The following is a 9,074-nucleotide window of genomic DNA, read 5'->3' as shown; positions in this document are numbered from 1 at the left end:
AACGTGGCCCAACTTGGTTTATTTGTAATCGAGAAGATTAAGGCATCATCATCAACATCCGACGCAATAGGTGTGAAGCTATAGGCTTTACCTTCATCTACAGTTGTCGCTGGTGTTCCCGAAATAATAGGCACACCGTTTACATTGAGTACTTCAATCGTAAAAGCTGGAAGCACTGCACTTAATGCGCCGTCTGAAACAGAGATAGTAACGTTTGTAAACTGCCCAACATCTGCTCTCGTAGGAACGCCAGAAAGCTCACCTGTTGAAGAATCAAAACTTGCCCAGCTAGGTTGATTGATGATAGAAAAAGTTAACGTGTCGCCATCAAGATCAGATGCCGTTGGTGTGAAAGTATAGCTACTGCCCATACTCACACTGGTATTGGGTGTGCCTGAAATTTGAGGTGCTGAATTGCGAGTAATTAAGGCCACTTTAACGTCATTTGACGTGTTAGTTGCTGCATCTACAGCTGTTACAACAAAACTATTAATACCTGGAGTAACAGGTGCATTAAGCGTCCACGTACCAGAATTCACCTCTGCTGATACAAGTGATGTATTGTTATCTGCTTGGCCATCTTGATTAGTATCTTGATAGACATGAACTTTAACCGCGTTTTCACTATGAGTTCCTGCAATAGTCGCAAATGCATTATTCACTAGGGTGTTACTGAGTGGACTAGTTATCGCTGGAACAACCGGTGCGACCGTATCAATGATAAGATCTTTATTGTTGCTTAAGCTATTGACTAACCCCGGAGTTGGTAATGTTAACGTTGCATTATTACCATGCACATCTTCGATTACTGCTGAGTTCAGAACAAACGAGCTTGTATTTACGAAATCAAGATCGCTACTATTGTCGCCCGGTTGAACAGTATAATTAAATGTTAACGTATCGCTATTTGAACCCGAGCTGTAAACTGCTTTTGCTGCTGATTGTGCATTTAGCGCAATAGAGGGAGTACCCAATGATGTTGTAACGGTTACGTTCTTATCAAATTCAACCGTGATATTAATAGAGCTACCCGCTTTATAAGCACCATTGTTTGTGTTTGAGCTAACCGATGTGACTTTTGGTGATACAGAATCAACTAATACAGCAGTCAAATCGCCTACACCATTAAGCGCACTATTTATATCATTTCCAGCCGCATCCCTAACTGTAGCACCATTGATATCGAAACTCGTTAATGCAATACCATTATCATCAAATATCTCTGCCTCAACAGTATATCTAAACAACAAGGCTTGAGAATTTGAGCCACTCATATAACTTGCATACTTAGTTGTGGAACCAATGGTAAGTTGTAATCGTGGTGTCCCACCAGCGGTATTAACCAAGGTCACTTCATCTGTATTTACCGTAAAATCAAGGTTGTCGCCAGTTTTATAAGTCTTAGCAACAGGAACCACAATGTTCAATATGAGCGGCGAAGTCGTATCGTCATCATCAAGAATTGTTATCGTTTGCTGCTGAGTGCCACTTTCGGTCGCGCCGCCACCTGAGACAGCGCTTACATCAACAACAATCGTTTCACTGCCCTCTTCTACCGTATCATCAATACTAGTAATGGCGATATCAACCGAATTACTTACTGTATTTGCGGGAATAATTATAGAGTTACTTACAGTGTTATTGAAATCTGCACCTAATGTGGCTGTGCCTGAATAGGATAATGACACGTTCACCGGTGCGAAGGTTGCGTTATTTAACGTTGCCGTTACAACGGCGTTTCCTGAATTTTCATTGATATTAGTATTATCAACACTTAAGCTAACCGTCGGTGCGCTTTGCTCATCATTAATAGTGATTACTTGTTGGCTCGTTGTGCCAATACTACCGACAGATACCGTACTAATATCAACAATGACGGTTTCATCTACTGCAGCATCAAAATGGCTATCTGCTATTGCCGTAATATTTATCGTACCGACGCTGTTATTTGCACTAATGACAATCTTCGCTGTACGCGAATAATCGTCAGGATTTACCGCCGTGCCACTGTAATTGAGGTTTACATCAATATCTGCTGGCCAGTTGTTGTTTAAACTGCCCGATAAATTGGCGCTTAGAACAGCAACGCCTGCATTTTCAGCAATATTTACTTTATCCGTCGCCAAGTTAATCACAGGATTGTTTGCGTAAATAGCATCATTCGCTTGGCTAATAACTGTGATATACGTGTTACCGATATTTCCCAACGAATCTTTAATCGTCACATTTACTGGAATATCATCACCCGCAGCGATATCGGTTCCACCATTTGTGATAGTGAACAATGCTGTATAAGTAGTGTCGTTCACCTTCGCGAGACTACCAAGCGTATAGCCATTAATGGTGCTTGTGTTTAATCCGCCAGCGCCTGCAGTGTAGTCATCGGTATCACTTGCAACTGTAATGGTTGCCGTGACTGAATCACCTACCTTATGTACACTATCAGCGATAGTAATCGCTGTTATGGTGGGTCCGACCCTATCAACGGTATGACTACTGCCTGCGGTAAATGCCGCAACATACCCATTGGTACCGTTACCATTACCGCTGTTATCAGTAATATTTGTATTATTTTTAAGGTCAAGACGTAATGCACCGAGGCCAACTATTGAGTTTACCGTTACCGTAATACTTGTGCCTGAACTTGCCGATACACTTGTTATTGCGCCCGCTGCGGTGTTAGTTGAGAATAATTCAAAATCATCGGTGGAAACATTATTCGCTGCCTTATCAAAATTCACGACGAAAGAAACACTGCGGCTTGCAGCATTCGGACTACCTGAAACAGCTATACTTGTAATGGCAGGTGGCATTGTGTCACTTGCCGTTAATTGATTACTTTGGCTGGTCGTTAAAGATCCATCACTCACCAATAAATTGAATGTCTCTGGTCCCGCCCCAGATAAACTGTAGTTAATTTTTAATCCTGAAAAAGTGGCGCTGCCAGCGGTGGCGTTCATCGTGACTGTAGCGCTATCTCCATCTAGATCAGTCGTAGCAGCAAATACTGCATCTCCAAGACCATTTGCCTCAGATAACACTATTGCGCTTGTATAATCGGTATCAAAAATATTATTTGCGTCCGCCGCGTGCACAACGGGCTCGGTTGTGAAACTCGTTAACGCACCCGACGAAATGGATAGCGGTGCTGGCTGAGTGGTGAATATCAGTTTTGTTGCGACGACGTCAGATGTGATTGCATTCGCGGTCGATACCGGTAAATCATCACCAACCCCAGTTTCGTCATCTGCAGATAAACTAAATGATTGGTGATCTGCGCTTGCACTATAGACAACGTTCGTAAAAGTAGCCACACCATTAACTGCGGTGACGTCGATGTCACCAGATAGCGTACCTGCACTCGCTTCAGATAACGTCACTAGTTCCGTAAAGTCAGTATCTGTATTACCCGCTGCATCTTTTGCAGTAATAACTGGCTGAGTGGTAAGCGCGGCACCAGAAACAGAACCCGTAGGCTGAGTCGTAAATACAAGCTCTGCAGCGGTTACTGCTGTCAACATATTACCAGTTGCTACGGCTACATTTGTGCCTGTCATCTGCGTTTTACTGCCATCCAGTGTCAATTCTGTATCACCATCAATGCTTAGCGTGAGCGTTTGGTTATCTGTCAGCGCGGTATTATCCGCCCAATAGGCTTCAACGGTACATGTTGTACTATCGCCATCAGGTATTGAGATATTAGTCGCCGTAAAACTAACAATGCCGCCGCTTTGCTGCACAGCCGATTTACTGGCACAACCCTTTAGATTAAATCGCATTTTTGAAAAGTTGGCCGATGCGGTGCCAGAGAGTGATACGTTAATTTGGCTAATATCAAGTGATAGCCCGTCACCTGCGCCACCGTCGTTAATTTGAAAGTCAAATACTGATAAAGGGCTACCAACTTGTGATGTCGATGGTAAATTGATAGGTTCCGAAACACCGCCAGCAGCCACCAAAGTACCGCTATTATCTGAGCTCACGGGCGTTACCAAATTTGAAATATCTAATGAGGCTAAAGTAAAGTTACTCGGAGAGCCCCCACCGGATAAATTAATTCTAACTTCTGCTACACCCACTATCGGCAACGAATTGTTGCTTGTGTATAGCGAGCCAATTGACACCACGCTCGTTGTAAGAGCATTAGGATTACTCATAACTTGAATATCAGCACCAGTTTTATCTTTAAACTCGATGGTCGATGTTGTCCAAGTAGATGACCCCGTAAAGTTAAACACTTGTAAGTCATTAAAGGTGAAGGATTCAGCATTTATACCATCGGCCTTTAAAACAAGTACTTCTGCTGCTCCAACACCATTTTCGGAGCCATAAATCTCGGTGCCGGTATGATTTAAATTATTACTGACGACGACTCCAGAAATGTTAGTAATGGTTTTGAATCCAGTACCGCCAGTATCAGCCCCTCCTAGCCCTGAAAAGGTACTGCTCGCTGCGAGAGCGTTAAAATTTAAAAGTAGCGTTAAAAAAACGATACCAAAGTATATATGCCTAACCTGACCCATAAAACCACCTTGTTTTCTATATATGTATTTATAGTGGGTAAGTTCGAAGTGCACCTTAGTGTCAATTATTTCCATTTTTATTTAGACAAAAGCCTTCGAGCCTTCCGTACCCTAGATATAAACATGAGTTACATTCTTTGCAGAGATAACTGATCAAAATTTATACTGCTGAATATATGTGCATTATTAGTGACACTCTAATACAGTGTATTACACGTACTTTATTTTGCTGCTTTTAAGCATTAATGTTTCAAATAGCTAAGGGGTTGGCGTCGAGAATTAAAGGTGTATAAAATAAATGGGACTTGGTCGTTTAACCCAAAAAATTGAGTTTTTATACAGGCTATTTACGAGACAACTGATATTACGCAAGAAGAAAAATCAACGTCAATAGTCAAAACTCTTGGCAATCCAATTATTAAGCTTCTCGTTTCGACATATTTCATACGCTACTCAACCGTATCCATACTTTCTAAAAGTAAGGTTAATTCTCTGTAGATTACATTCAGGGTTTAATAGCATCGCATGTTCATAATTTTGCTGACATTTATCACCCATAATTAGCAAGCTGCCTGATTTAAGAATTAATTGGGTCGTTTCTTGTGTTGAAATTTCCCTAAACGAAAAAATGCGCTGCGCTCCTAAACTAATCGACGCAATATATTCTGTATCACCATAAGCCGGTAAGTCACAATGGTAATCTACCCCAACATTACCGTTTGGGTAGTAAATACATACACAGAAATGAAAACGATGTCCTGTAAAACGTTCAATTTGCTGTTTAAGTTGTTTGATGCTGGCTGTCCATTGCTGTGTAGGTCCCCAAATTTCCGAGGGAAGTACATTTTGCTCAAGCAAATTTTCATCCATAAATGTGACTTTGCCATAATCATTTTTTAACCGTGTACCGTCAAAAAGAGTTACTTCAAAAGGACATGTCACCTTCTCATTATTCATCAACTCATTAAATAAGGTCACGTCCGTGCTTTCAGTCATAAATGAGTCCAAATAAAACGCCTCACAGTTTAACCTCAAATCCATTATCGCAACTCCTACCTATAACACTGCTTAAGCCAAATAACGTACAAATACACTATATACTCGATTATCAATTTTTGATTTTTGTGCCATGCTAAACTTTTAAATTCAAAAGGAAGTTGAAAAAATATGTCTGAATGTACGCTCAAAATAACCGACAGAATCAAATTACCTTTTTCATTTGACGTAATTAAAATGCAACAAGAGTTTGATGCTTTGAAATCACGGCACCTAACTCAGTATGAATACTACGATGCAATTCCCTTAAGAGCACCTGCACATATCGTTGACCCTTCACGCCCTTTCCCACCCCCAACCGATGACTACGCCGACGGTTCTTGGACGGACTGGTTAAATACTGAATTACTCAATTCGGCGCCTTACTTCAAAAACATTGTTGAATTCTTTAATCAAAATACCAAAGTAAACTTAGTTAGAATACTTAGGCTAGCGCCAGGCGAAGTCGTGCAAGAACACACAGATCCCACGTTAGCTTTAGAAGTTGAAAAATCAGTAGTGCGGCTTACCATTCCGATTATAGATAACCCAAATGTGACGTTTTATTTGAATAACACTGCTGTTGCAATGCAGCCCGGTGAATGTTGGTACTTAAAACTCAATGATCCACACAAGGTAATCAATTTTGGCGCTCAAGAACGTGTTAACTTAACAATCGACATTTTACCAAATCAATGGCTTATCAATACATTAGCAGCTAAGAATACAAGCACACCTGTCTAAATTGACGCATGCGCTTGTAAAAAACACCTGCCATATTAATTGCGCGACGGAAATGTACCTTGTACAGCAATAATATAGTTTGTTGCTAAATATGGTTGCACATTCGTATGAGATTGGCTGCCGCCTGTTGCGCCCGTGCTACCTGCTGTTTTCATATTACTATTTGCCATATCAGCATCAGCGTAAACATTAGTTGAAACAGCAGTCTCACGAGAAATGTTTGTCATAGCGCTTGCTAAAACGTGATCAACTGGATTACTACTGGTTGCTTCACTGGATGACACTGGCAATGAAACCGACCCAGCAATATGGCTATGACTTGGGATTTGCAATGTATTAAGCGTTACATCTTCAACTCCTCCTTTTTCACCTAATCTATAAGGACTAAGACCAGGGCCATTTCCTTCGTGCACTGCTACTCTGCCTCTTAAGTCTGGCAGTGCAAAAGTTGTGCGACCATCGCCCCCGTACGTCGTCCCTAAAATAGAGAAAAGTGCCGAATTTTGTGATATTGCCAACAATTGCCCATCACAAAATGCCCAACCTCTTGGCGCAAAATTTCCTGCAAAGAGCATAATTTGCCCTAATAACGGATCCATATTATTTCCTTTTTTAATTACTCTTTAATTCAGAAAGAGTATTGTTGTGTAAAAGTTTTTCAATAAATGAAAAACACGCTTAACTTTTATCGCTAATTTTCAGTGATTCACAGTTACTAATAGGCTCGTATCGCTTATACATAGCGAGTATGACCTTGCTGTATTTTTCGCTTTAACCATTCGTTTGCATGGCAGTCAATTACTAAGTGAATACGCTCTTTATCTGATGAATTTTGCACTGAATGAGGCTGATCAATATTGATATACCAAACCTCACCTTCGCCCAAAGACAACGAATAATCTGCAACTTGAAATGTGGTGAGCTTTGATGTTTGAAGTGGAATATGTATTCTCGCTTGATCATTTTCGATATTGACACCATGATCGCGATGAGTGTGAATATGTGACTGAGCTGCCAAACGCATTAATCGAATGGCATAAATTTCACATTCAAACCAGTTACACATGTTTCCAAAAATATCAGATCGTTGAAATTGACAAAGGCTTTGCCAACGGGATGTTGGCTCTATGTCAAAGCATTGCAAAATAGGATGATTCTTTGCGTGGGATTCTTTACAACGCAGAGCCGCGACATCCCACGTTCCTAAGTAATCGGTTTCATTTACGTGGTTTGCCCACTGCCCATCAACAAGTTTTAAATATTCTGTTAGTAATGCTTGAGCGTCAAAGCCACTCGCTAATTTTGAATAAAGGCATGTAGTCATAACACAGTCGCTTTATGCTACTTGCGAGCACAGATAAAATGCGGCACCAAGCAATCGCTGGCGTTTGCTTAAAGCAGACAGAAAAAACTGCACGTTTAAATGTTGTGATCCATCTGTAGAAAACAAATGTTTTAAGTCTGGAGTACTGTGAAGCCAACAATCCATATTTTTCTGTCCTTTAAACTATCGTTACCAACATTGGTTTTGTAAGTCGTCTAATTAAAGGTAGTACAGAAAATAAATTTATTTATTACGCACTATTACATATTAGGAATAAGGAGACTAACTATCGGCCAGTCACCTTTTTAAACTGTTGGGTAGCTACCATAGCCAACTAATAATTAAATGATTTATCTTAGAAAAACGCGAGGTGTTGGCTAGAGCTAATCTCCTAAAGTGTGGTTATTTTATTTTTCAAACAACGAATTCATAAATTCATAAAACACTTCAGTTTTACGTGTAACTAAACTGTTTTGTGGTTTTAAAAACCAGACTGGTGCGTCATCATCTTGCAAGGTGTTTGGTAAAATCTCAACTAATTGTCCAGCCGCTAATTCATCCTGAATTGCCAAGCGCGATTTAATCGCTATACCAAGCCCTGCAACCGCCGCTTGCGTCATATTATCTGAGTTAGAAATAGTCAGTTGAGTAGTTACACTGTGGTTAATAGCACGGTCATTGCCTTTAAATTTAATCTGCCGTTGCCATGGTAAACATACCCATTGGTGATTACTAAGATCGGTTATCGATTTTGGTATGCCATGCTTTGCCAAATAAGCGGGTGATGCACACAAAATACGTGAATTATGGGCAATCTTGCGCGACAGTAAATTAGAGTCAGCCAATTGCCCGACCCGAATCGCCACATCTTGCGCATCATCCACCACATTCACAAATTGATCGGTGATCATAAAGTCGAGTTTTAAATAAGGGTAGTTTGACTCAAACGCTGCAAGTGCGGGTAGTACAAATTTAGAAAAAACCCACGGTGGCATAGTGACTCTCAGCCCCCCTGAAATAGCCGAGCCACGGGCACCAATTTGATGTTCCGCATCATATAGCGCCTCTAAAATCGCCACCGCGCGCAAATAAAACACCTCTCCTGCAGGCGACAACCGCATACGCCGGCTATCTCTAAAAATAAGCACCGTATTAAGCGCTTTTTCTAGCTTATTTAATCGATGACTGACCGTTGCAGGCGAAAGACCTTGCGCTTTAGCAGCAACCACCACTCCTTGATTTTCAACAATGGCAATAAAGGTTTCTAAATCACATAAACTGTACATAGCGTTGATTTAATATTTTCGAATTTAGATTTCGTTTTTATATTGTATATCTAAAAAAATAAAACTCTATACTGAGCCTGAGCCATCCCCATAAATAATTTATAAAAATCAGGCTGATAAAAATAATATGTGGGAACTTTCATAGTGTTTCGCGATCTGATC

At 40.7% G+C, this 9,074-nt stretch carries 6 protein-coding genes; 1 reads left to right on the top strand and 5 read right to left on the bottom strand.

Features of this window, described 5'->3' with window-relative positions; genetic code table 11:
* Both AN214_RS21145 and AN214_RS21140 read right to left on the bottom strand, forming a co-directional pair.
* On the bottom strand, positions 1-4,523 hold a 4,523-nt coding region (locus AN214_RS21145), incomplete at its 3' end, for a Calx-beta domain-containing protein (protein WP_152960832.1).
* 453 nt (positions 4,524-4,976) lie between these two features.
* The gene (locus AN214_RS21140) at positions 4,977-5,564 is read right to left on the bottom strand and encodes an alpha-ketoglutarate-dependent dioxygenase AlkB (protein ID WP_054981528.1); all 588 of its coding nucleotides are present in this window, start codon (positions 5,562-5,564) and stop codon (positions 4,977-4,979) included.
* 126 nt (positions 5,565-5,690) lie between these two features.
* Between AN214_RS21140 and AN214_RS21135 the strand changes: the two genes are divergently transcribed.
* On the top strand, positions 5,691-6,302 hold the full coding sequence (locus AN214_RS21135; protein WP_054981527.1) for an aspartyl/asparaginyl beta-hydroxylase domain-containing protein: 612 nt from the start codon (positions 5,691-5,693) through the stop codon (positions 6,300-6,302).
* Positions 6,303-6,337: 35 nt separating this feature from the next.
* Here AN214_RS21135 and AN214_RS21130 read toward each other — a convergent pair whose 3' ends face one another.
* The 3 genes from AN214_RS21130 to AN214_RS21120 form a co-directional block, all read right to left on the bottom strand.
* A complete protein-coding gene (locus tag AN214_RS21130) occupies positions 6,338-6,901 on the bottom strand; it encodes a phage tail protein (protein WP_054981526.1) in 564 nt (187 codons plus the stop codon).
* Positions 6,902-7,035: 134 nt separating this feature from the next.
* Positions 7,036-7,626 (bottom strand): aspartyl/asparaginyl beta-hydroxylase domain-containing protein, encoded by a 591-nt coding sequence (locus tag AN214_RS21125; protein ID WP_054981525.1) that lies wholly within the window; start codon positions 7,624-7,626, stop codon positions 7,036-7,038.
* 407 nt (positions 7,627-8,033) lie between these two features.
* A complete protein-coding gene (locus AN214_RS21120; protein ID WP_054981524.1) occupies positions 8,034-8,912 on the bottom strand; it encodes a LysR family transcriptional regulator in 879 nt (292 codons plus the stop codon).
* Positions 8,913-9,074 lie beyond the last annotated feature (162 nt).

The sequence above is a fragment of the Pseudoalteromonas sp. P1-9 genome (assembly GCF_001399975.1).
GTDB lineage: Bacteria > Pseudomonadota > Gammaproteobacteria > Enterobacterales > Alteromonadaceae > Pseudoalteromonas.
This window is presented reverse-complemented; position numbering and strand designations above follow the sequence as displayed.